The 21,024-nt window shown below is 59.6% G+C and carries 18 protein-coding genes and 1 pseudogene; 7 read left to right on the forward strand and 12 right to left on the reverse strand.

Annotated features, from left to right (window positions below; all coding sequences use genetic code 11):
* The first annotated feature begins 187 nt into the window (after nucleotides 1-187).
* From HMPREF3096_RS12410 to HMPREF3096_RS12420, 3 genes are read left to right on the forward strand one after another with little or no spacing between them, the layout of a single operon-like run.
* Nucleotides 188-1,756 carry an alpha-L-rhamnosidase-related protein gene (locus HMPREF3096_RS12410; RefSeq protein ID WP_070544482.1) on the forward strand — a complete coding sequence of 523 codons (1,569 nt, stop codon included), beginning with the start codon at nucleotides 188-190 and terminating at the stop codon, nucleotides 1,754-1,756.
* Nucleotides 1,757-1,779: 23 nt separating this feature from the next.
* A complete protein-coding gene (locus HMPREF3096_RS12415; RefSeq protein WP_070544483.1) occupies nucleotides 1,780-3,156 on the forward strand; it encodes an MFS transporter in 1,377 nt (458 codons plus the stop codon).
* Nucleotides 3,157-3,198: 42 nt separating this feature from the next.
* Entirely contained in the window at nucleotides 3,199-4,809 is a 1,611-nt protein-coding gene (locus HMPREF3096_RS12420) for a carbohydrate porin (protein ID WP_070544484.1), read from the forward strand.
* Nucleotides 4,810-4,848: 39 nt separating this feature from the next.
* Here HMPREF3096_RS12420 and pptA read toward each other — a convergent pair whose 3' ends face one another.
* The 3 genes from pptA to HMPREF3096_RS12435 all read right to left on the reverse strand — a co-directional run bounded on the left by pptA (nucleotide 4,849) and on the right by HMPREF3096_RS12435 (nucleotide 6,852).
* Nucleotides 4,849-5,076 carry a tautomerase PptA gene (gene pptA, locus HMPREF3096_RS12425; protein ID WP_002906690.1) on the reverse strand — a complete coding sequence of 76 codons (228 nt, stop codon included), beginning with the start codon at nucleotides 5,074-5,076 and terminating at the stop codon, nucleotides 4,849-4,851.
* A 70-nt stretch (nucleotides 5,077-5,146) separates the two neighbouring features.
* Nucleotides 5,147-5,764: a glutathione S-transferase family protein gene (locus HMPREF3096_RS12430; RefSeq protein ID WP_008804715.1), complete on the reverse strand. Its 618-nt coding sequence runs from the start codon at nucleotides 5,762-5,764 to the stop codon at nucleotides 5,147-5,149.
* Nucleotides 5,765-5,847: 83 nt separating this feature from the next.
* Nucleotides 5,848-6,852 (reverse strand): LacI family DNA-binding transcriptional regulator, encoded by a 1,005-nt coding sequence (locus HMPREF3096_RS12435; RefSeq protein WP_016161162.1) that lies wholly within the window; start codon nucleotides 6,850-6,852, stop codon nucleotides 5,848-5,850.
* A gap of 304 nt (nucleotides 6,853-7,156) precedes the next feature.
* Here HMPREF3096_RS12435 and HMPREF3096_RS12440 point away from each other — a divergent pair, with 304 nt between their 5' ends.
* On the forward strand, nucleotides 7,157-8,353 hold the full coding sequence (locus HMPREF3096_RS12440) for an L-talarate/galactarate dehydratase (RefSeq protein WP_022066149.1): 1,197 nt from the start codon (nucleotides 7,157-7,159) through the stop codon (nucleotides 8,351-8,353).
* A gap of 204 nt (nucleotides 8,354-8,557) precedes the next feature.
* On the forward strand, nucleotides 8,558-9,868 hold the full coding sequence (locus HMPREF3096_RS12445; RefSeq protein WP_070544485.1) for an MFS transporter: 1,311 nt from the start codon (nucleotides 8,558-8,560) through the stop codon (nucleotides 9,866-9,868).
* Between the two features lie 65 nt (nucleotides 9,869-9,933).
* Here HMPREF3096_RS12445 and HMPREF3096_RS12450 read toward each other — a convergent pair whose 3' ends face one another.
* From HMPREF3096_RS12450 to HMPREF3096_RS12490, 8 genes and pseudogenes are all read right to left on the reverse strand, one after another.
* Nucleotides 9,934-10,785, reverse strand: coding sequence for a transporter substrate-binding domain-containing protein (locus HMPREF3096_RS12450; protein ID WP_162494483.1), 852 nt, complete (start codon nucleotides 10,783-10,785; stop codon nucleotides 9,934-9,936).
* A gap of 38 nt (nucleotides 10,786-10,823) precedes the next feature.
* Entirely contained in the window at nucleotides 10,824-11,603 is a 780-nt protein-coding gene (locus tag HMPREF3096_RS12455) for an amino acid ABC transporter ATP-binding protein (protein WP_008804710.1), read from the reverse strand.
* Complete coding sequence (locus tag HMPREF3096_RS12460; RefSeq protein WP_008804709.1) at nucleotides 11,587-12,513, reverse strand: amino acid ABC transporter permease; 927 nt, start codon at nucleotides 12,511-12,513, stop codon at nucleotides 11,587-11,589. Before HMPREF3096_RS12460 ends, HMPREF3096_RS12455 begins: the two co-directional genes overlap by 17 nt.
* 9 nt (nucleotides 12,514-12,522) lie before the next feature.
* Nucleotides 12,523-13,032, reverse strand: coding sequence for a GNAT family N-acetyltransferase (locus tag HMPREF3096_RS12465; RefSeq protein WP_008804708.1), 510 nt, complete (start codon nucleotides 13,030-13,032; stop codon nucleotides 12,523-12,525).
* Between the two features lie 11 nt (nucleotides 13,033-13,043).
* A pseudogene (locus HMPREF3096_RS31460) lies at nucleotides 13,044-15,307 on the reverse strand (NtaA/DmoA family FMN-dependent monooxygenase).
* Between the two features lie 24 nt (nucleotides 15,308-15,331).
* Nucleotides 15,332-16,453, reverse strand: coding sequence for a M20 peptidase aminoacylase family protein (locus tag HMPREF3096_RS12480; RefSeq protein ID WP_070544487.1), 1,122 nt, complete (start codon nucleotides 16,451-16,453; stop codon nucleotides 15,332-15,334).
* Nucleotides 16,443-17,450, reverse strand: coding sequence for an MsnO8 family LLM class oxidoreductase (locus HMPREF3096_RS12485; RefSeq protein WP_012541571.1), 1,008 nt, complete (start codon nucleotides 17,448-17,450; stop codon nucleotides 16,443-16,445). The genes HMPREF3096_RS12480 and HMPREF3096_RS12485 overlap by 11 nt, the downstream gene beginning before the upstream one ends.
* 91 nt (nucleotides 17,451-17,541) lie before the next feature.
* Entirely contained in the window at nucleotides 17,542-18,093 is a 552-nt protein-coding gene (locus tag HMPREF3096_RS12490; RefSeq protein ID WP_008804703.1) for a P-loop NTPase family protein, read from the reverse strand.
* A gap of 95 nt (nucleotides 18,094-18,188) precedes the next feature.
* Here HMPREF3096_RS12490 and HMPREF3096_RS12495 point away from each other — a divergent pair, with 95 nt between their 5' ends.
* Nucleotides 18,189-18,884, forward strand: coding sequence for a class I SAM-dependent methyltransferase (locus tag HMPREF3096_RS12495; RefSeq protein ID WP_012541569.1), 696 nt, complete (start codon nucleotides 18,189-18,191; stop codon nucleotides 18,882-18,884).
* Between the two features lie 23 nt (nucleotides 18,885-18,907).
* Here the strand turns inward: HMPREF3096_RS12495 and dapF are convergent, their stop codons facing one another.
* Nucleotides 18,908-19,774: a diaminopimelate epimerase gene (dapF, locus tag HMPREF3096_RS12500; protein WP_023297717.1), complete on the reverse strand. Its 867-nt coding sequence runs from the start codon at nucleotides 19,772-19,774 to the stop codon at nucleotides 18,908-18,910.
* Nucleotides 19,775-19,968: 194 nt separating this feature from the next.
* Here dapF and HMPREF3096_RS12505 point away from each other — a divergent pair, with 194 nt between their 5' ends.
* Nucleotides 19,969-20,856: a LysR family transcriptional regulator gene (locus tag HMPREF3096_RS12505; RefSeq protein ID WP_023340239.1), complete on the forward strand. Its 888-nt coding sequence runs from the start codon at nucleotides 19,969-19,971 to the stop codon at nucleotides 20,854-20,856.
* Nucleotides 20,857-21,024 lie beyond the last annotated feature (168 nt).

Here is a 21,024-nt window from a genome sequence, read left to right on the forward strand (position 1 = left end):
AGCCTGGTGCGCAGGGGCACGATAATCTATTCCGACCTTCGCCACGCGCCCGATGTGCGGATTTGTGATCGCCAGCGCCCCCACCTCATTATTCCTGCCATTTTCACTGACGGTTTGGCATTGCCAGAGTGGTGGCGCCGCCAGACGACGGCCTATGCTGCGCCTAACCTAATGGAGAGGACGCAGTATGTCACAGGCAATTCAATACAATTCCAGTGTGGCGATGACCCGCCATCCGCATTTATTACAGCGTGCGGCCGCCCTGACGCCCGCGCTACATCGTCAGCGCCAGACGCCGCAGGCCATCGTCGAGGCCGTCGCCGATCCGGCGGCGCTGAACGGCTGGCGGGGACACACCGTCTGCACGCCTGAGCAGTTTTATCAGCAGCCGCTTCGCGTCGGCGACAGCATCATCATTGATTTTGGCAGCCATTTTGTTGGCTACCTGCAGTTCAGCTGCCGCAGCGTCGGCAGCCCGCCGGATGCCCCGGCCCATCTGCACTTCACCTTCGGCGAAACGCTGAGCGAAGTCTGCGAGCCGTTCAGCGAGTACCAGGGGTGGCTGAGCAGTAGCTGGTTGCAGCAACAGGATCTGTGGCTCGACGTCCTGCCCGCCCGGGTTGACCTGCCGCGTCGCTACTGCCTGCGCTACCTGAAGGTGGAGGTCAAAGCGCTGTCGCGCAAATTTCGTCTGCAGTTCGATGAGATAGCCCTGGAAACCGTTACCTCAGCCGGCAGCCCGCAGCCGGCGGTCATCGCCGATCCGCAGTTGAAAGCCATTGATAGCGTCGCGGTTCGCACCCTGCAAAACTGCATGCAGGAGGTATTTGAGGATGGGCCGAAACGCGACCGTCGGCTGTGGCTCGGCGACCTGCGCCTGCAGGCGTTGGTCAATGACGTGACCTTCGGCCACCACGATCTGGTCCGCCGCTGCCTGTACTTGTTTGCCGGCCATACCCGGGAAGACGGCATGGTCTCCGCCAATGTCTTTGTCCAGCCTGATGTGCGCGCCGATGACACCTTTCTCTTTGATTATTCATTATTTTTTATCGACGTACTTTATAACTACCTGCAAAGCACCGGCGACACGGAAACCGTCGGTGAGCTGTGGCCCACGGCGCGGCGGCAAATCGAGCTGGCGCTGACCCGCTGCGATCCCCACGGCCTGGTGCGCGACAGCGATGACTGGTGGGTATTTATCGACTGGCAGGCGGATCTGAATAAACAGGCGGCGGCGCAGGGGGTGCTCATCCACTGCCTGCAGCGCGCCCTCTGGCTGGCGCAGCGTTTTGAACCGCAGCGGGTAGCCGACTACACCGCTACGCTCGCGCAGCTGAAAGAGGCCGCTCAGCAGCACCTGTGGGACAGCGAGCGGCAGGTGTTTATCAGCGGCGCCGCGCGCCAGGTCTCATGGGCGTCGCAGATCTGGCTGGTACTGGCGGAAGTTGGCACCGCCGGGCAGCGGCAAGCGCTGATGCGCCGCCTGCAGCAACAGCCGCCCGCCATTGCCATGAATACCCCGTACTTGCGCCATCATCACATTGTCGCCCTGCTGCAGTGCGGCCTGCGCGAGGAGGCGGTGGCGGAGATCAAAGCCTACTGGGGGGCGATGGTTGACTCCGGCGCCGATACCTTCTGGGAAATTTTCGACCCACAGCATCCTGACTTTTCCCCGTATGGCAGTAAGCTCATTAACAGTTACTGCCATGCGTGGAGCTGTACCCCGGCCTGGTTTATTCGCCAGTACGGACTTTAACAACAACGATAAGCGAGTGATTTATGGCAGAAACAACGTTTACCCTGTGGCGGCAGCGCCTTGGCTATGGCATTGCCGATCTCTCCTGCAACCTTGTGTGGCAAATGATCTCTCTGTATCTGATGTTCTTTTACACCGACGTGATGGGTCTCCCGGCCTATTACGTCGGGCTGATGTTCCTGGTTACCCGGCTGGTGGACGGCGTGGCCGACGTGCTGATGGGGCTGGTAATCGACAATACTGCCACCCGCTGGGGGCGCTGCCGTCCCTGGCTGCTGATCGGCGCCCTGCCTTTTGGTCTGCTGTGTATTCTGGCCTTTTATGTGCCGGATTTCGGCACCACTGGCAAACTGCTGTACGCCTTTATCACCTATCTGTGTCTGTCGTTCCTCTACACCCTGGTGAACATTCCGTTCTGCGCCATGCTGCCGTTTTTAACCAGTGATTCCGCAGAGCGCACCACGCTGTCGGCGGTACGTATTCTGCTGGGATCCCTCGGGGCCACCATCGTCGCCGTGGCCACCCTGCCGCTGGTCGGCATGCTGGGCAAAGGCGACCAGCAGCAGGGGTTCCTCTATACCGCAGTGATTTTTGGCGTACTGGCGGCCTTTTTCCTGCTGGTGAGCTTTCGCAACGTCGAAGAAAAGATCACCCTCACCGGGGAGCGCATGACCCTGAAACGCGCCTGGATTAGCCTGCGCGCCAATCGTCCGTGGTGGATCTTCGCCAGCAATATCTTTCTGATGTGGGGGGCCTTTTTCTTTCAGACCGGAGCGCTGGTGTACTTCTTCCACTATTACGTCGGGAATACCGAGCTGACGGCGGTTATCGCCGGGGTCTCCACCTTCGTTCCCCTGCTCGGCACCCTCACCGTCCCGCTGCTGGCCCGACGCATGAAAAAACGTCATGTCTATCTGGTGGCCAGCGCGGTCAATCTGCTCGGGATGGGGATGATGATGCTGTCTGGCACCTACGCGCTGGGGCTGATCGTCGGGGCGGTGATCCTCTCCCTTGGCGCCGGTCAGCGCACGGCTATCTATTTCTCGATGCAGGCCGACCCGGTGGATTACGGCGTGTGGAAAACCGGCATTAATACCGCGGGTATCCTGACCTCGATAAACGGCTTTCTCGGCAAGGTGGCGATGGCCGGCGCCGGGGCGATCACCGGGGCACTGCTCTCCTCCGGCGGCTATATCGCCAACCAGGCGCAAAGCGACAGCGCCCTGTTGGCCATCAAGGCCTGCTATCTGTACATTCCGGCGCTGTTGATCCTCGCCTCGATGCTGTGGATGGGCCGCTTCTACCGCCTCGACGATCACTATGAGCAGATCCGTGCCGACCTCGATGCCGGACGCGGCGCCTCGCCAGCCCCGGCCACCGGAGAATCCCCCGCCATGTAAGGCGCCCCGCTGCTTTAACCTCTGGATAAATTAAGGACTTTTATGCGTATCTCTGTGATTAGCGCAGCGGTGTGCTGCGCCCTTTTTCCACTCACCAGCGCCGCCGGGTTGAGCGTCGAACAACGGCTGGCGCAACTTGAAGCGCGCCTCAATCTCGCCGAACAGCAGGCCAGCGAAGCCAGCCGCCGCGCGCAGCGGGCAGAACAGCAAACCGCCGCCGCCGAACAGCGCGCGGCGGCGGCGGAGCAGCAGGTGCAGGCGCTCAGCCAGCAGACCACGGCCCGCGAACAAAAACAGCAGGCCACCAATCAGCAGCTGAGCGAGCAGCTGGCGAAGCGCTCCCCGGACGACGGCTTTACCTTTAACGCCTACGCCCGTTCCGGAATGTTAGTCAACAGCCACGGCAAAGGTGCCCGCGGCGGGCCAGGCATCTCCCCGGCCAGTTCGCTCAACGGCGATGCCCACGTCGGTCGTCTCGGCAACGAAAAAGATAATTACGCTGAGCTGAGCTTTGGCAAAAAGCTTACCTTCAACGATGGCTCATGGGCGCGCTTTAAGACCATGCTCGCCGACGGGGCCACCAACCCGGATCCGTGGGTTCAGGACAACGACAGCCACCATCTGAACATTCGTCAGCTGTACGTCGAGATGGGCGACTTCGCCGAGTTCACCGGACCGTTAAAACGCGCCTCGATCTGGGCCGGCAAACGCTTTGATCGGGATAACTTCGATATCCACTTTACCGATAGCGACATCATGTTCCTCGGTGGCACCGGCGGCGGGATCAATGATGTCGACTGGGGAAGCGGCCTGCGCGGCGATTATTCGGTGTATGCGCGTAACTTCGGCGACCTTGGCAGCGATAATTACGCGGATAATGACATCCAGAATCTGCTGTTCACCGCCAACCATTTTTACGGCAACTGGCAGCTGATGACCACGGTGATGACCGCCCAGGGTAACGATGACCTGAAAGATAATACCTCGACCACCGGGAGCTATGCCCTGCGCAGCGATAACACCGCCAAAAACGGCTACTACGCGATGCTGGCCCTGCACGACAAACAGCAGTTCTACGGCCTGGCGCCAGGGGTGTCGGAAAGCGCACTGCAGTACGGCGTCGGGCTGGGCGCCGAAGCGCGTCAGCCGGGGAGCGATGGCGACTTGACCGAGAACGCGGCCTCCCTGCGCTTTGCGTCGTACGGGATCCTGCCGCTGGGGAAAAACTGGCAGCTGGCGCCGTCGGTGATAGCCCAGCACAGCGAAGACCGCTATCGCGACGGCGACCGCTACGACTGGGCGACGTTTAACCTGCGGGTATCGCAAGGGATCTCCGCTCACTTCGCCCTGCTGTATGAGGCCTCGTGGCAGTATATGGATCTCAATCCGAACGGGCGCAGCTATCGCTATAATGACAACGTTTATCAGTATCAGGCGGTCCGCGGTGATTTCTACAAGCTGACCTTCGCCCCCACCTTTAAAGTGGGCGATGTGTTTGATATCAAAGCGCGGCCGGAGATACGTTTCTTTGTCACGTGGATGAACTGGGATAAAGACCTGGATCGTTATGCGATCAACGATGATTTCGGCAGCAAAGGCTTTACCGCTGGCGGGACATGGAACTTCGGCGTGCAGACGGAGATTTGGTTCTGACCGAGCGTCACTGGCGGGCATCATGCCCGCCAGTGGCAATTACATGCTATAACCCGGCTTCTTTATCAGCTGCGCCATCTGCGGGGCGATCTCACTGTCCCACACCGCCTGCCACGCGTCCGGCTCAACCTGAGTCAGCGCGACGCTGACGGCGCTCTCTTTGCTGTTCAGATGGCGGATCAGCACCTCTGTGATGTCGGCGGCCAGCGCGGTTTTTTGTTCGTCAGTCAGTTCACGGGGAAAACATTTAATATCTACATGCGGCATAGCAAAGACTCCTTGTGGTCAGAGCCATAACGCTACCACAGAATGGCCGTTCTGGTTGCCATCGCGTGCGTTAAATCAGCTTGTTACGGCGTAGCGCCGCGGCCAGCTCCGGTCGCTGACAGACCGCCCGGGCGATGGCGGCGAATTTTGGCGCGTGGTCGTCAAACCACGCCTGTCGCGGCCCCCAGCTGTACATCGCCGCGATATAGCAATCCAGCAACGTTACCGACGAGCCCAGCGCCCACGGCCCGGCAGCCAGCTGCTGTTCGAACCAGAGATAGAGATTTTTCCGGTACTGGCGACAATTCTCCACCAGCTGCTCCGCGGCGGCGGGCGCCCAGCGTTCCGGATAATCGGCATAGGTAAAGGTAGGATAGACGTTGGCCACCAGCCAGACCAGCAGACGCTGGAACTGTTGACGCTGCGGCGTCCCCGGCGCGGGGGCCAGATCGGGACGCTGATCGAGGATCATCAGCGCGATGGCGGCGGTTTCGGTCATGATGCTCCCATCGGCCAGCCTCAGGGTGGGCACCTGGCACAGCGGATTAATCTGCCGCAGACGCTCGCGCGCCGGACCGGGCTGGTCAAAGCCCTCCACGTCAACCACCTCGTAGGGAATATCGGCCAGGGAGAGCATCAGCTCGCTAATCGTCGAGCCCCATCCCGGCACGCCATAAACGGTAATCATGGTCTGCCTCCAGGGTAAAGCCTAAGTGTAGGCAGAAATTCGCCGCTCACCCACCCGGCACACCATGCCCTGAAAAGGCAGGCCTACGCCGATTCTCGTGCCACCAGCTGAAAGCCGATATCTATAATCACCCCGCTGTCTTCTCCTCCTTCGATGCGGTCAGCCAGCAGCGTAGCGGCCCGTTCACCGATGGCATGACGGTCGACGCTGACGGTAGTGATAGCCGGACGATTGCTGGCGGCGAAATCCAGATCGCCAAAACCGATCACCGCCAGATCCTGCGGTACGCGTAGCCCCCGGCTTTCGGCTTCCATAATCGCCCCCTGGGCGAGGGTGTCTGAGCTGCAGATGATCACATCAAACTCGCTGGCGGCGAGCAGCTCCGCCAGACCGCGCCGCCCCAGCGCCAACGACGCCGGGAGCGGCACTTCAACCTGAGGCGCATCGTCCAGCCCTTTTTTAGCCAGTCGGGCACAGAGCCCCTGCTTACGCAACATCGCGCGCGCATCGCCCGCCCACAGCAGGCCTGGTCGCTGGTAGCCTTTCTCCAGTACATACTCGCCAATGGTTTCGCCAACTTTTTCATGGGAAAAACCGACCAGCATATCCAGCGGCGTCGGGGTGAGATCCCAGATTTCCACCACCGGCGTGGCGGCGTTAAGAATCGTTTTCTTTAACAGCGGCGCATGCTGGATGCCGGTTAACACCACGCCATCAGGGCGCCGCGAAAGCAAGGTAGAGACCAGCTCGGCCTCGGTCTGCCGGTCATAGCCCGCCACGCACAGCAGCATATGGTAGCCGCGCGCCGCCAGGGTATCGCTCAGCGCCTGGATGGTATCGACAAACATATTGTTATTGATTTGCGGTACCACGACCGCCACCAGCTTGCTGCGCCTGGAGGCGAGGCCGCCGGCCAGCGCATTGGGGATATAGCCCGTCGCCTGCACAGCCTGCATCACTTTCTCTACCGTTTTTGGCCTGACCAGCTGGGGCGTATTCAGCGCCCGACTGACCGTCATCGGCGACAACCCGGCGCTGCGAGCCACATCCTCCAGCGTCGGCGCCCGCGTCGGTTTTTTGCTTTTCACGGCTAAGCCCCTGTGTTAAGTCGTTTCCTGTGGGCATTATTGATGATGCCCCACGCAATTGCCAGCGCCCGCCGCGTCTCCCCTAACAGAATCAACGACCTGCAATATAAAATGTTATCGCTATCATTATGACTTGTCACTTTTCACAAACTGTTTTGGATTGTGACCTGCACAGCAAAGTTTTCGCCTTTATAACGGCCAATTGTGATCGTTTGTACAAATTAAAACCACTAGCGTAGCGTCAAAAGCATTTCACCATTACAAATGATAGCGCAATCATTTTATTATCAAAAAGGACACTACTATGACCTCAAGCGCCAATTCCGAGTCCGTAACCTACGCCAAAGCTTTCGGCGTCAAAACCGCCGCTGAAACCGGTGACCGCATTGACCACGTTAAACTGTCGCTGGCTTTTCTGCCGCTGGCCACCCCCGTCAGCGATGCCAAAGTGCTGACCGGTCGCCAAAAACCGCTGACCGAAGTGGCGATTATCATCGCGGAAATTCACTCCCGGGATGGATTCACCGGCGTCGGCTTTAGCTACTCGAAACGTGCGGGCGGCCAGGGTATTTACGCTCACGCCAAAGAGATAGCCGATAATCTGCTTGGCGAAGATCCGAACGACATCGACAAGATCTACACCAAACTGCTGTGGGCCGGGGCTTCCGTCGGCCGGAGCGGCATGGCGGTACAAGCTATCTCCCCTATCGATATTGCCCTGTGGGATATGAAAGCCAAACGCGCCGGTCTACCGCTGGCCAAACTGCTGGGTTCACATCGTGATTCCGTGCAGTGCTACAACACTTCCGGCGGCTTCCTGCATACCCCCCTGGATCAGGTGTTGAAAAACGTGGCTATCTCCCGTGAAAACGGCATCGGCGGGATTAAACTGAAAGTCGGTCAGCCTAATACTGCCGAGGATATCCGTCGTCTGACGGCGGTGCGCGAAGTGCTGGGTGATGACTTCCCGCTGATGGTCGATGCCAACCAGCAGTGGGATCGCGAAACCGCCATCCGCATGGGGCGCAAAATGGAGCCGTTCAATCTGATCTGGATTGAGGAGCCGCTGGATGCCTATGACGTCGAAGGCCACGCGCAGCTGGCTGCCGCGCTGGATACGCCGATTGCCACCGGCGAGATGCTGACCAGCTTCCGCGAACATGAGCAATTGATCCTCGGCAACGCCAGCGACTTCGTGCAACCGGACGCCCCGCGCGTCGGTGGGATCTCCCCGTTCCTGAAAATAATGGATCTGGCCGCGAAGCACGGTCGCAAACTGGCTCCGCACTTTGCCATGGAGGTGCACCTGCATCTCGCCGCCGCCTACCCGCTGGAGCCATGGCTGGAGCACTTCGAGTGGCTGAACCCGCTGTTTAACGAGCAGCTAGAACTGCGCGATGGCCGGATGTGGGTTTCCGAACGCCATGGTCTGGGCTTCACCCTCAGCGAGCAGGCTCGCCGCTGGACCCAGCAAAGCTGCGAGTTTGGAAAACGCCCGTAATGACTTCTCCCGGATGACGGCGTCCACGCCTTATCCGGGCTACCGGTCCGCAGACCACTGAGAACCCGTAGCCCCGGTAAGCGCAGCGTCACCGGGAATAAACCTCTGACCCGCTGTACTCGCAATACACGAAATCCGTCAGCAAGCATCAAAGCGGCCTGAAAGATGACGTGTCTTCACAACCCTGCAAAGGAGTTGAATAACATGCAACAGCAAATAAAACGCAGCAACGTGCGTTACGGTATATTGGTTTTTTTATTTCTCGCGACCGTATTTAATTATGCTGACCGGGCCACCCTGTCCGTTGTCGCGCCGATGATGAGTAAAGAGTTAGGTTTTGACCCTGAAGCAATGGGCCTGGCCTTTTCGGTGTTTGGTATTTCCTACGTCATTATGCAAATCCCCGGCGGCTGGCTGCTGGATAAATATGGTTCGCGGTTGGTCTACGGCTGCGCGCTGATTGGCTGGTCGGTCGTCACTATGTTTCAGGGCACTGTTTATCTGTTTGCCAGTCCGCTGGTGGTGCTGGTGCTCCTGCGTCTGATGATGGGGGCCATTGAAGCACCCGCTTTTCCGGCCAACAGTCGCCTGAGCGTCCAGTGGTTCCCCAATAAAGAGCGTGGATTTGTCACCTCGGTCTATCAGGCCGCGCAGTATATTTCGCTGGGCATTATTACGCCGCTGATGACCATCATTCTGCATAATTTAAGCTGGCACTATGTTTTTTATTATATTGGCGCTATCGGGGTGGTGCTGGGAATATTCTGGCTGGTAAAAGTGAAGGATCCTTCACATCATCCTAAAATTAACCCGCAGGAGCTCGATTATATTCGTGAAGGCGGCGGCGTACCGGAATTAGGTAGCCAAAAAACGCCGCAAAAATTAACTCTCGCGCAGATTAAAAGCATCTGCGTCAATCGCATGATGATCGGGGTTTATATCGGCCAGTTCTGCGTCACATCGATTACCTGGTTCTTCCTCACCTGGTTTCCGACTTACCTCTACCAGGCCAAAGGCATGTCAATCCTCAAGGTCGGGTTTGTCGCCAGTATCCCGGCCATAGCTGGATTTATCGGCGGCCTGCTGGGCGGCGTATTTTCGGACTGGCTGCTGAAACGCGGTTACAGTCTGACCACCGCCCGTAAGCTCCCGGTGATCTGCGGCATGCTGCTCTCCTGCGTCATTGTCGTCGCCAACTACACCTCTTCGGAAGTGGTGGTGATCGCCGCCATGAGTCTGGCGTTCTTTGCCAAAGGTTTCGGGAACCTCGGCTGGTGCGTGCTGAGCGACACCTCGCCGAAAGAGATGCTCGGTATTGCCGGTGGCGTGTTCAATATGTGCGGCAACCTGGCGAGCATCATTACCCCGCTGGTCATCGGGGTGATCCTCGCCAACACCCACTCGTTTGATTACGCCATCCTCTACGTCGGTTCCATGGGCGTGCTTGGCCTGTTCTCCTATCTGTTTATCGTTGGGCCGCTGGATCGCTTGACGCTCACTCCGCGCACCGTTTGATTGAAGACCCTGGCGAGCATTCGCCTCCGCTGTTTCGCGTCGTACTCCGGCGAAACAGCGGTTTTTTAGTAGGTTATCCCCGGCGGGTTGACCACCGACTGCGCCACCGCCTCGCCCTGCTCTCCCCAGCGCGCCAGCACCTGCTGATATTCACCGCGGGCAATCGCCCCGTCGAGGGCTGCCTGCAGGGCAAAGACCAGGCCGTTGCCTTTTTTAGTGGTCGTCGCCACCCACGCTTTTTTCGGCCCCAGGCCCACCACCCGGGTCTGGCCGTTAAGGGCGGCCTTATAGGCTGCCACCGACTGCGGGCCGAAAAAGATATCCGCTCGCCCGGACTGGATATAGAGGTTGCCGGAGGCATCATCGGTCAGGTAGACCGGCTGGGCCTGCGGCCGTCCGGCGGCACGGTTGTCCTCATTCCAGCCCAGCAGGATCCGCTCCTGATTGGTGCCGGACCCGACGATCACTTTGCGCCCGGCGAGGTCGGCGGGTCCGTTTACCGCGGCGATGTCGCTGGTGGATTTCACCGAGAAGGCCAGGGAGTCCACCCGGTAAGTCGCAAAATCGAACTTCTCTTTGCGCTTCTCGGTCACCGCGATATTGATCAGCGCCACATCGTAGCGGCCGGAGGCGATGCCCAGCGGCCAGTCCTCCCACGCGGTGGGCACCAGCCTGAGCTTCAGGCCAAGGCTTCCGGCCAGCAGGCGGGCCATATCCGGGTCGCTGCCGATCCGCGTGCGGTTGTCGCTGGCCAGCAGCGCCAGCGGCGGCGAATTGAGCGCAGAGATCGCCACCGTTAGCGTCCCCGGCTCGACGAAGCGATAGCCCGGCGGAATTTTCGCTATCGCCTGCGGGTCGCGGGTGACCGGCAATGGCTGCTCATTGGCACGCAGATCCAGCGCCGCGTGAGCGCTCATGGCAAAAGCGCTGAGAACAAGGGTCATTAGCGCTCTGTTCATGACGGCAGCACCCTGGATAAAAACTGTCGGGTACGCGGATGCTGCGGATGGTTGAGTACCTCGTCGCTGCTGCCCTGCTCGACGATCCTGCCGTCGACCATAAACACCACCTGGTCGGCCACCTCGCGGGCAAAGCCTACCTCGTGGGTCACCACCACCAGGGTGGTACCGGAGCGCGCCAGCTTCTTGATGACATCCAGTACCTCGCCCACCAGCTCGGGATCCAGCGCCGAGGTGGGCTCATCAAACAGGATCACCCGCGGGTCCAGCGCCAGCGCCCGGGCAATCGCGATACGCTGCTGCTGGCCGCCGGAGAGATGCCGCGACCAGGCGTCGGCTTTATTGCGCAGGCCGACGACGTCCAGCAGCTCATAGGCGCGGGCAATGGCCTCTTTGCGCGTGACCTGCTTGTGGGCGATCGGCGCTTCTATCAGGTTCTCCAGCACCGTCAGGTGCGGAAACAGGTTAAAGTTCTGGAACACGTAGCCGACGTTGATCCGCTGGCGGAGGATCTCCTTCTCTTTCATCTCATACAGCTTGTCGCCTTTGCGGCGATAACCAATATAGTCGCCGTCAATCTGAATAAATCCCTCATCGACACGTTCGAGGTGATTGATGGTGCGCAGCAGCGTCGACTTGCCCGAGCCGGAAGGGCCGAGGATCACCGTCACCGTGCCCGGAGGGATCTCCAGCGACACATCGTCCAGCGCCTTGTGGCGGCCATAGTATTTGCTGACCCCGGTGATAGAGATATGGCCATTATGAGAGCTGGGCATGAACGGCCTCCTGCGGCTGTGGTTGACGTGCGGGTTGATTCAGACGACTGCTGCGGGCGCTGTTTACCGCCGAGCGGCGCTCGCTGCGCGCCAGGGCGCGTTCCACCAGATACTGAATGGCGGAGAGGACGCTGGTGATCGCCAGATACCAGGCGGCGCCAACCATCAACAGCGGGATCACCTCCTGGGTACGGTTGTAGATCATCTGGATGGTGTAGAACAGTTCCGGCATCGCCAGGACGTACACCATCGCCGTTCCCTTGGCCAGACTGATGATCTCATTGAAGCCGGAGGGCAGGATGGTGCGCAGCGCCTGCGGCAGAATAATGCGCAGCGTACGTCGCCAGGCGGGAAGCCCCAGTGCAGCGGCGGCTTCATACTGCCCATGGTCGACCCCCAAAAAGCCACCGCGAATGATCTCCGCGGTATAGGCGCTCTGCACCAGCGTCAGGCCCACCACCGCCGTGGAGAATTGCCCCAGCACGTTAATGGTCTGATAGCTGGCCCAGGTGACGCCGGTAAACGGGATCCCCAGCGACAGGGTGTCGTAGAGATAGGAAAAGTTGTACAGAATAATCAGCACCACAATCAGCGGCAGCGAGCGAAACAGCCAGATATAGCCCCAGGCGAGGCTGCTGAGCAGCCACGATGAGGATAAGCGGGCCAGCGCCAGCAGGCCGCCGAAGATCACGCTCAGCACCGTGCCGAGCAGGGTAAGGAGCAGGGTTTGCCCCAGCCCCTCGAGGATCACCGGGTCGAAGAACCAGCGGGCGAAGACGCCCCACTCCCAGCGCGGGTTAAAGGCCACCGACTGGATCACCACCGCCAGCACCAGCAGGGCGACCAGGGCCCCGACCACCCGCAGCGGATAGCGCGCCGGCACCACTTTTATTGTTTCAGATGAATGCATCATGCCTCCTCAAGCGCTGTGACTGAAGGCGCTCACCGCCAGCGCTTTAGTGAACCGCAGCCGGCCATCGTACGGCGGCTGACTGTACTCTTCCGGGTCTCGCGTGAGGTCAAACTGCGCCTCATATCCCTGGCTGAGATAGAGCTTTACCGCCTCCGGCTGACGGAAGCCAGTGGTCAGGTAGATATGGCTGTACCCGGCCAGCACCGCCCGCCGTTCCAGCTCCTGGACCACCTTCGCCGCCAGCCCCTGCTGGCGCAGACGGCGGTGCGTCCAGATACGTTTGATCTCCGCGGTGTGGCGATCTTTCGGTTTATAAGCGCCGGTGGCGATAATTTCTCCCTCACGCTCAAGGACGATAAACAGCCCCTGCGGCGGCAAATACCACTCAGTCAACTCCACTTCCGCATCGCGGGAAAAATAGTCGCCGTAGCGGGCGGCATATTCGGCAAACAGCCCGCTAATAATCGGCTGCAGCTCCGGTGCGTCCGGAGAAATATCGCGGAATGCTTCGCTCATCGCGCCTCCTGTCAGTCGCCCAGTCCGGGTGGGTTGATTTCTGATTGCGGAATACTCTCCACCCCTTCGCCCCAGCGGTTAAGCACTTTGGCGTAATCGCCGCTGGCGATAGCGCCGTTCAGCGCCGCCTGGACGGCATTCACCAGCCCGCTGTCTTTTTTCAGCGTCACCGCGATATGCGCCGCTTTCGGCCAGCCGCCATCGACGCTGCCCACCAGTTTGGTTTTGCCGGTCAGCGCCGCCTTCCACGCGCCTATCACGTTGGGGCCGAAAAAGGCGTCGGCGCGCCCGGTCTGCAGGGCCAGCGTCTGGGCGGCGTCATCCTTGGTGTAGACCGGGGTAAACGGCTTCAGCCCCTTCTTGACGTTCTCCGCGTTCCACGCCAGCAGGATCGCCTCCTGGTTAGTACCGGAGCCGACAATAATCTTCAGCCCGGCGATGTCCTCCGCCTTGTCAATTTTGCTCAGCGGACTGGTGCTTTTGACGTAGAAGCCCAGCGAATCTTTGCGGTAGGTGGCGAAATCGAACTTCTCTTTGCGCTCTTTGGTGACGGTAATATTGCTGATCGCGGCATCATATTTGCCGGAGATAACCCCCAGCGGCCAGTCTTCCCATGAAGTGGGAACCACGTTTACTTCCAGCCCGAGGCTCTCCGCCACCAGCCGGGCGATATCCGTCTCGCTACCGAGCAGGGTTTTATTGTCATCGGCGAAGACCGTCAGCGGCGGTGAGTTCAGGGCTGCCACCGCGACGGTGAATTTCCCCGGCACCGCCAGATGCAGATCTTTCGGCAACAGCGCAATGGCCTGTGGATTTTTCGCTGTGTGAATCGGCGTTTTGTTGGCCTCCAGGCTCACCCCGGTGCCATTGATCTTGACGTCCTGGGCCCACGACGAGGCGCTAAATGCCAACGCGACGGCCAGCAAGAGTGTTGTTTTCTGCATAGCGTGATTCTCTTTTATTATTTTTGGAATTGGTTAGCAGGTAGCGCCAGACCCAGACTTTCCCGCAGGGTGGTGCCCGGATAGTCGCGACGGAACAGGCCGCGCGCCTGTAACAGCGGAACCACCTCATCCACAAAGCGCGGGAAGGTTTCCGGCGTGCCGCCCTGAATAATGAAACCGTCCGCCGCGTGCTGTTCGAACCACAATTGCAGGCCATCGGCGACATCGCTGGCGGTGCCGGTAAAGCGCGGACGCGGACTCGCTGCCTCCAGGGCCACCTGGCGCAGGGTTAATCCCCGCTCGCGGGCGTGACGTTTAATCTCGTCGGTGGTGCTGCGGAAGCTGTTTTGTCCCAAATCGCCAATATCCGGGAACGGTTCATCAAGCGGATACTGCGAAAAATCATGATGTTCGAAATACCGCCCCAGATAATTCAGCGCATCCTCGATGGAAACCAGCGCCGCGGTAGTCTGGTACTGACGTTCCGCATCCTCGGCGTCATCCCCGACGATGACGCTGACGCCCTGGAAGATATGCAGTTGGTCCGGGGTGCGCTGATATGCGCTGAGTTGGCTTTTGACATCCTGATAAAATGCCTGCGCCTCGGCCAGCGATTCCTGATGGGTAAAAATGGCATCGGCGTGGCGTGCAGCTAATTTCTTACCATCGTCCGACGCGCCGGCCTGGAAAATAATCGGCCGTCCCTGCGGCGTGCGGGCAATATTTAGCGGCCCGGCCACTTTAAAGAAATCGCCATGGTGATCGAGCGTATGCAGTTTATTTTTATCAAAAAACTGGCCAGTCTCCTTATTGCGCACAAAGGCGTCTTCTTCCCATGAATCCCATAAGCCTTTCACCACCTGCAGATATTCATCGGCAATGCGATAGCGCAGCGCATGATCCGGATGCTGGGCCCGGGAGAAGTTTTTCGCCGACCCTTCCAGCGGCGAAGTGACCACGTTCCACCCCGCCCGTCCCTGGCTTAAATGGTCGAGGCTGGCGAACTGACGGGCGGTAGTAAACGGCTCGCTGTACGACGTCGATAAGGTCCCCACCAGTCCCAGACGCCGGGTGACCGCGGCCAGCGCGGAAAGTACCGTTAAAGGTTCGAAGCGATTTAAAAAATGGGGAATCGATTTTTCATTGATATATAACCCGTCGGCGACAAAAATAAAATCCAGCTTCCCCTCTTCCGCTTTTAACGCCGTCTGCGTGACAAAGTTAAAATTAATACTGGCGTCCGCCTGCGCCGCCGGATGACGCCAGGCGGACATATTTCCCGATGCGCCATGTAATATCGTTCCCAGACGCAATTGTCGATTTTCAGACATAGCTACCCCTTCCCCTGTCATCCATTAAATGTGTTGTAATGCCTGTTCCGCCAGCTGAGCGAAATAGTGTGCTGCGGGCGCAATAAGCCGTTCGTCCGGATTAAATGCCGGATGGTGCAGACCATATTCGCTGGCGCTGCCGATGCTGACGAACGCCCCGGGAATATGCTGAAGATAGACCGCAAAATCTTCGCCACCGAGATGCAGATCGGCGTGATGGGTGCGGTACCCGGCCTGGGCCGCCACGTCGCTGGCGAAGTCGGCCCAGCGGGCGTCATTGACCAGCGCCGTCGGGCCGGCATACCAGAAGACGTCAATCTGTGCGCCAAAGGCGCTGGCGAAACCGGCCGCGATCTCGCTGACCCGGGCCTTGACCCGCTGCTGCACTTCACTGCTGTGAGTGCGCAGTGTTCCTTCCAGCTCGACGCTCTCCGGCAGCACGTTCCAGGTATTGCCTCCCTGGATCCGCGTCACGCTGAGCACCACCGAGTCGAGGGTGTTCACTTCCCGGCTGGCCACGCTCTGCAGCACCGTCACCAGTTGGCTGGCCAGCAGGATCGCATCCTTTCCTTCATGTGGGCGGGCGGCATGCGCCCCCTTCCCGGTCACTTTGAAGACGAAGCAGTCGACGTTGGCGTAGAACGCGCCGCCGCGGGTGGCAAATTCGCCCACCGGCAGGCCGGGCTCATTGTGCATGCCAAAGATCGCCGACACGTCCTCCAGCGCCCCGGCGCGGATCAGGGTTTTCGCGCCGCCAAAATTTTCCTCCGCCGGCTGAAACAGGATCCGTACCCGCCCCGGGAGTTCCGCTTCCCGCTCCTTCAGCAGCAGCGCCGCCCCCAGCATCACGCTGGTGTGAATATCATGGCCGCAGGCATGCATCACCCCTTCATTTTGCGAGCGGTAAGGCAGACCGGTCGCCTCCTCGATGGGCAACGCGTCGATGTCCGCCCGCAGGGCAACCACCTTGTCGCCGCTGCCGACTTCGGCGACCAGCCCGGTTTTCAGATCGAAGGGCAGCAGAGTCAGCCCGCCGCTCTGCAGCCAGTCGCGGATCCGCGCGGTGGTGGCTACCTCCTGCAGGGAGAGCTCCGGGTTCTGGTGCAGCTCGCGCCGCCAGCTAATCAGTTGTTGTTCAAAGGACATTCAGCACCTCCTTGCCGTAGTGAGCCTGCGCCAGCAGGCGCAGGGAGTGCAGGCGCGCTGGCCCGTCGCTAATAGGGGTATCAATGATGAGTTCATCCAGCTGATCTTCCGCCTGCAGCGCGTCAAGCCGGGCTTTAACCTGTTCGGGAGTACCGGAGATCAGTGAGGATTCGCGGCGGTGGATGCGTGTCGGCCGGCTGCCAGCCTGGCGGGCAAAGGCGACGGCCTGAGCCTCACTGCCGACGGTCACCCGCTGGCCGTTCTCCAGCTCGACGCCCCACACCTCGACCTGCTGCGCCAGCGCGGCGGCGGTGGCCGGATCGTCAGCCACCACCACCTGCACGGCGACGATCGCCTCACGCGGGCTGAGCTCGCGCCAGCGGTTGATCACCGTGCGGCGCAGCGCGCTGTCGCCATTGAGATGGGCCGCAAACACGAAGTTCCAGTCAAGACGGGCGGCCAGTTCCGCACTCTCCAGGCTGGCGCCGAGCAGAAATCCGTCGGCCCGGCGCGGCGGGATCGGCGTGGCGCGCAGGCTCTCCTCTCCCCCTGGCTCAGTCAGTGACAGCCAGTTATCCAGCTGCGCCAGCTGATCGGCAAAGGTCCCTTTCTCCTCCTGATGCAGGCCCTGCTGCAGGGCGCGGGTGGAGAGCGGCAGGCCGCCAGGCGCCTTGCCCACCCCGAGATCGATGCGACCCGGCGCGAGGGCAGCCAGCAGGTTAAAGTTTTCCGCGACTTTATAGGGGCTGTAGTGCTGGAGCATGACGCCGCCGGACCCAAGACGAATGCGCCGGGTGTGGCCCAGCAGCCAGGCGATAACCAGCTCCGGCGAGGGGCTCGCCAGCTGATCGGTATTGTGGTGTTCGGCGACCCAGAAGCGGTGATAGCCCCAGGCTTCGGCGTGTTGCGCCAGCGTTAATGTACGCGCCAGCGCCTGCGCGGCGGTTTCCCCGGCGGCAAGCGGACTTTTATCCAGGATACTGATTCGATAAGACATTTCGCAGGCTCATATGAAAGTACGTGCCTGCATTATTAAAATCTCAGCTAACTATTGAGAAACAATTAATTCACATGTGTACTGCTGAAAATTAGATATGCCCGCCTGGCCGCTGCGCTTCCAGCTCGCGGAGCAGCGCCTCAGCCTGCCGCGGACTGCGCACCCGGACGAAGCGAATATGACGATATTGCGGATCCTGCATGTCGGCCAGATAGCGTCGGCGATTCTGCCGCCAGGTTTTCAGCGTCCAGAGGATAATGGATTCCCGGCTGCAGAACGAACGGCGAAAGCTCTCGCGGTTGCCCGTGCCCGGCCACAGCTCCTGATGCCGCCACGCCCGGCTCGCCGCCCGCCACACCGCCTGGCGCAGCGTCCGCCAGAGGCTATAGTCGACCCAGATCACCAGATCCACCTCACGCCATTTGACGCTGCGGCTGCGATTGTAATTGCCATCCAGCACCCAGCCCGGCGAGGCCGTAGCGGCGGCAATAGCGGCGAAAAACGCCTCATCCGGCGTGCCCTGCCAGTTCGGCCGCCAGTACAGGCGATCGAGCTCGATCCAGGGTAGTCCCAGCCTGTGCGCCAGGCGCCGGGCCAGAGTGGATTTGCCTGAGCCGCTGGTGCCGACCACGTTGATGTTCATCTCTGTTTCTCCCTGGTAGCCAAACGAATACTTATTTCAATGTTAAATGGCGTATATAGTAGTGATGTTTATCAATGATAAAAGGTGTTTTCAGGATGAACCCCTATGAAGCCCGCTACAGACAACTGTTAGCCAACGGAGCCAGCGCCTGGGCGGGTGATGGTTTTGCCAGGGCAAAGATACAACAAGAAAAAACATTTCATTGGCTGGATGCCCATGGCTATTTACCCGCTCCCGGCGCGCCGGTACTTGAACTGGGATGTGGCAATGGTGCCATGGCTGCCCAGTATCTGGCGGAAAGAGGCTATGCCGTATCGGGTGTTGATGTGTCCGAAACGGCGATCCGCTGGGCAGAAGACCGTTTTCAGCAAGCGGGTCTGGACGCCACATTTTTCGTCGGCAACGTCTGTCATCTTTCTCAATGTGAGGATGCCCAGTTTGCCTTAATCATTGATGGCAGCTGTCTACATTGTCTGCTGGAAGATGAGCGTCGCCGTTTTTTCGCCGAGGCGAGAAGATTGCTGAAACCCGCAGGCCGGCTGGTGATCGGCTCGATGTGCGGGCTTCCTCGTTATGCTGAAGACCTCGCCACTTACGATCCTGTCAAGCATCATCTCCTGAAAGAGGGGCAGCCCTGGCGTACGCTTAAACCCCTCCCGGCTTTACTGAATGAGATACAGCAGGCGCAGTTTAGCGTCCTTGCCACCGATGTTAAGCACAATGCCTGGTGGGATCATGCCACCATCGTTTGTTCGGCAAACGGGCCGTCGGCTGATCCTCAGGAGAGTTAATTTCAGGCTGACCGCGCCATCTGTTATGCAGCGCCAGTGAAGATGGCGCTGCCGCCAACAAAGCAGTCTTTATCCAGCGTCAGGCTGGCGATTTTATGCACCGGGCCACGCATACGGACCTGAAAATCCGCGTCGAAGGTGATGTGCAGCTGACCACCAGGCATGTTGACATCCACCCGATCGTCCACCTTCCCTAACCGGCGCATCGCGCTGGCAGCCGCGCAACTGCTGCTCCCGGAGGCCATCGTGAACCCGGCGCCCCGCTCCCAGATACCAATCTTTAGCGTATGGCGATCGATAACTTCCACGAACTGGACATTGGTGCGTTTGGGGAACAAGGAATGGTTTTCGATTTGCGGCCCTAAACGATGAACCTGCGCCAGGTCGAGCTTATCGACGAGAACAACGCAGTGGGGATTGCCCATGGAGACCAGCACGACGGACAGGGTTTCATCCGCCAGCGGCAAAGGATAATTCACCGCCTCAGGCAAATTCACTAAGGCGGGCAGCGCCGCCGGATTGAAATTCGCCCGCCCCATGTCGACGCTAATCTGATGAACATCGCCATGCACAGTGCAATAAACGTCACCGCCCGCCGTGTGTACCAGAAAGGGCTCATGGCCAACACGACCGATATCAAAAAGATAACGCGCATAGATCCGTAGCCCGTTACCGCTTTTCTCCGCCTCAGAGCCGTCCGGATTGATAATACGCAGTGTGGGATTGATCTGATCGCCGCTGTCGATCAGCAGACCATCCGATCCCACGCCATAGTGGCGATGGCACAGAATTTGAATATGCTCGTTGCTCAACTGTTCGGCAACGTCGCGATGGCATACCAGGTAATCATTACCCAGCCCGTGATATTTATGAAAGTGTAAGGGTGTCATTGTGTGGGTTCGCCTGGCGCTGCAGTTTTTTGGACATCTTACATTACATTCACCGTCTTGATGAATTAAACCCTGCGTTGTTAACCGTCGTGATCATTCTGCTCCACTGCGTCCGGCTATCAGACTGGCGCCTCCCCTCCGTCGGGCTTACACTCTGCGTACCTGTGAGCGGTATTCATCAATCCGGAAAGATTATGCTAAAAGAAAACGTAAACGATCTGCTCTCCTTTATGGTGGTAGCGCGTGAGCGCAGCTTTACCCGCGCAGCGGCCCAGCTCGGCGTGTCGCAGTCGGCGCTCAGCCATGCCATGCGCCATCTCGAAGCGCGTCTCGATGTGCGGCTGCTGACCCGCACCACCCGCAGCGTGGTACCGACCGAGGCGGGTGCGCGACTCATTCAGCGCCTCGGTCCGCATCTGGAGGAGATGGAGCGGGCGCTGACCGCGCTGCGCGATACGCGCGAACGCCCGGCGGGCAACCTGCGCATCACCGCCGGGGAGCATGCCACCAGTACTGTACTCTGGCCGGCGCTAAAGCCATTTATGCTGCAATATCCGGATATTAACATCGAAATCACTGTTGATAATGGCCTCACGGATATCGTGGATGGCCGGTTTGATGCCGGGGTGCGACTCGGCGAACAGGTGGCGAAAGAGATGATTGCCGTGCGCATTGCCCCGGATATGCGGATGGCGGTAGTGGGTTCGCCAGCCTATCTGCAGCAGGCCGGTACGCCGCAGACGCCCTGGGATCTTGCGCAGCATCGCTGCATCAATCTGCGCCTGCCGACACGAGGTGGACTTTACGCCTGGGAGTTTGCCCGCGACGGCCGGGATATCCAGGTCCGGGTGGAGGGGCAAGTGATCCTCAACAGCCTGCCGCAGCGCATCGATGCGGCGGAGGCGGGCCTCGGTCTGGCCTACGTTCCGGATGACTGCGTGGCGGAGGCCTTAGCCAGTGGCCGGCTGGTGCAAGTGCTGGCGGACTGGACCCCCACCTTCCCCGGCTACCATCTCTACTACCCCAGTCGACGCCAGCATACCAGCGCTTTCACTCTGTTGCTGGAAACTCTGCGACGCTGATCTCATTGATAAATCTGTCAAATGCTATCGGTAAATGTTTTAGGTGCGTAACTATTACGTTACGTGTAGGATTCAGCGCCATGTCTGAGCTTATCTCCTACGTCAGAATGATGAGAAAGCCAGCATAATGTGCCAGCCGTCATCCACTCCGGCTGCAAACATGGGCAT

The sequence above is a fragment of the Klebsiella sp. HMSC25G12 genome (genome assembly GCF_001807705.1).
GTDB classification, from domain to species: domain Bacteria; phylum Pseudomonadota; class Gammaproteobacteria; order Enterobacterales; family Enterobacteriaceae; genus Klebsiella; species Klebsiella variicola.

What these genes read in the sequence shown, in the direction of transcription:
- HMPREF3096_RS12410 (WP_070544482.1), top strand. Translation starts at nt 188, where the DNA reads ATGTCACAGGCAATTCAATACAATTCCAGTGTGGCGATGACCCGCCAT.
- HMPREF3096_RS12415 (WP_070544483.1), top strand. Translation starts at nt 1,780, where the DNA reads ATGGCAGAAACAACGTTTACCCTGTGGCGGCAGCGCCTTGGCTATGGC.
- HMPREF3096_RS12420 (WP_070544484.1), top strand. Translation starts at nt 3,199, where the DNA reads ATGCGTATCTCTGTGATTAGCGCAGCGGTGTGCTGCGCCCTTTTTCCA.
- pptA (WP_002906690.1), bottom strand. Translation starts at nt 5,076, where the DNA reads ATGCCGCATGTAGATATTAAATGTTTTCCCCGTGAACTGACTGACGAA.
- HMPREF3096_RS12430 (WP_008804715.1), bottom strand. Translation starts at nt 5,764, where the DNA reads ATGATTACCGTTTATGGCGTGCCGGGATGGGGCTCGACGATTAGCGAG.
- HMPREF3096_RS12440 (WP_022066149.1), top strand. Translation starts at nt 7,157, where the DNA reads ATGACCTCAAGCGCCAATTCCGAGTCCGTAACCTACGCCAAAGCTTTC.
- HMPREF3096_RS12445 (WP_070544485.1), top strand. Translation starts at nt 8,558, where the DNA reads ATGCAACAGCAAATAAAACGCAGCAACGTGCGTTACGGTATATTGGTT.
- HMPREF3096_RS12450 (WP_162494483.1), bottom strand. Translation starts at nt 10,785, where the DNA reads ATGAGCGCTCACGCGGCGCTGGATCTGCGTGCCAATGAGCAGCCATTG.
- HMPREF3096_RS12455 (WP_008804710.1), bottom strand. Translation starts at nt 11,603, where the DNA reads ATGCCCAGCTCTCATAATGGCCATATCTCTATCACCGGGGTCAGCAAA.
- HMPREF3096_RS12460 (WP_008804709.1), bottom strand. Translation starts at nt 12,513, where the DNA reads ATGCATTCATCTGAAACAATAAAAGTGGTGCCGGCGCGCTATCCGCTG.
- HMPREF3096_RS12465 (WP_008804708.1), bottom strand. Translation starts at nt 13,032, where the DNA reads ATGAGCGAAGCATTCCGCGATATTTCTCCGGACGCACCGGAGCTGCAG.
- HMPREF3096_RS12480 (WP_070544487.1), bottom strand. Translation starts at nt 16,453, where the DNA reads ATGTCCTTTGAACAACAACTGATTAGCTGGCGGCGCGAGCTGCACCAG.
- HMPREF3096_RS12485 (WP_012541571.1), bottom strand. Translation starts at nt 17,450, where the DNA reads ATGTCTTATCGAATCAGTATCCTGGATAAAAGTCCGCTTGCCGCCGGG.
- HMPREF3096_RS12490 (WP_008804703.1), bottom strand. Translation starts at nt 18,093, where the DNA reads ATGAACATCAACGTGGTCGGCACCAGCGGCTCAGGCAAATCCACTCTG.
- HMPREF3096_RS12495 (WP_012541569.1), top strand. Translation starts at nt 18,189, where the DNA reads ATGAACCCCTATGAAGCCCGCTACAGACAACTGTTAGCCAACGGAGCC.
- dapF (WP_023297717.1), bottom strand. Translation starts at nt 19,774, where the DNA reads ATGACACCCTTACACTTTCATAAATATCACGGGCTGGGTAATGATTAC.
- HMPREF3096_RS12505 (WP_023340239.1), top strand. Translation starts at nt 19,969, where the DNA reads ATGCTAAAAGAAAACGTAAACGATCTGCTCTCCTTTATGGTGGTAGCG.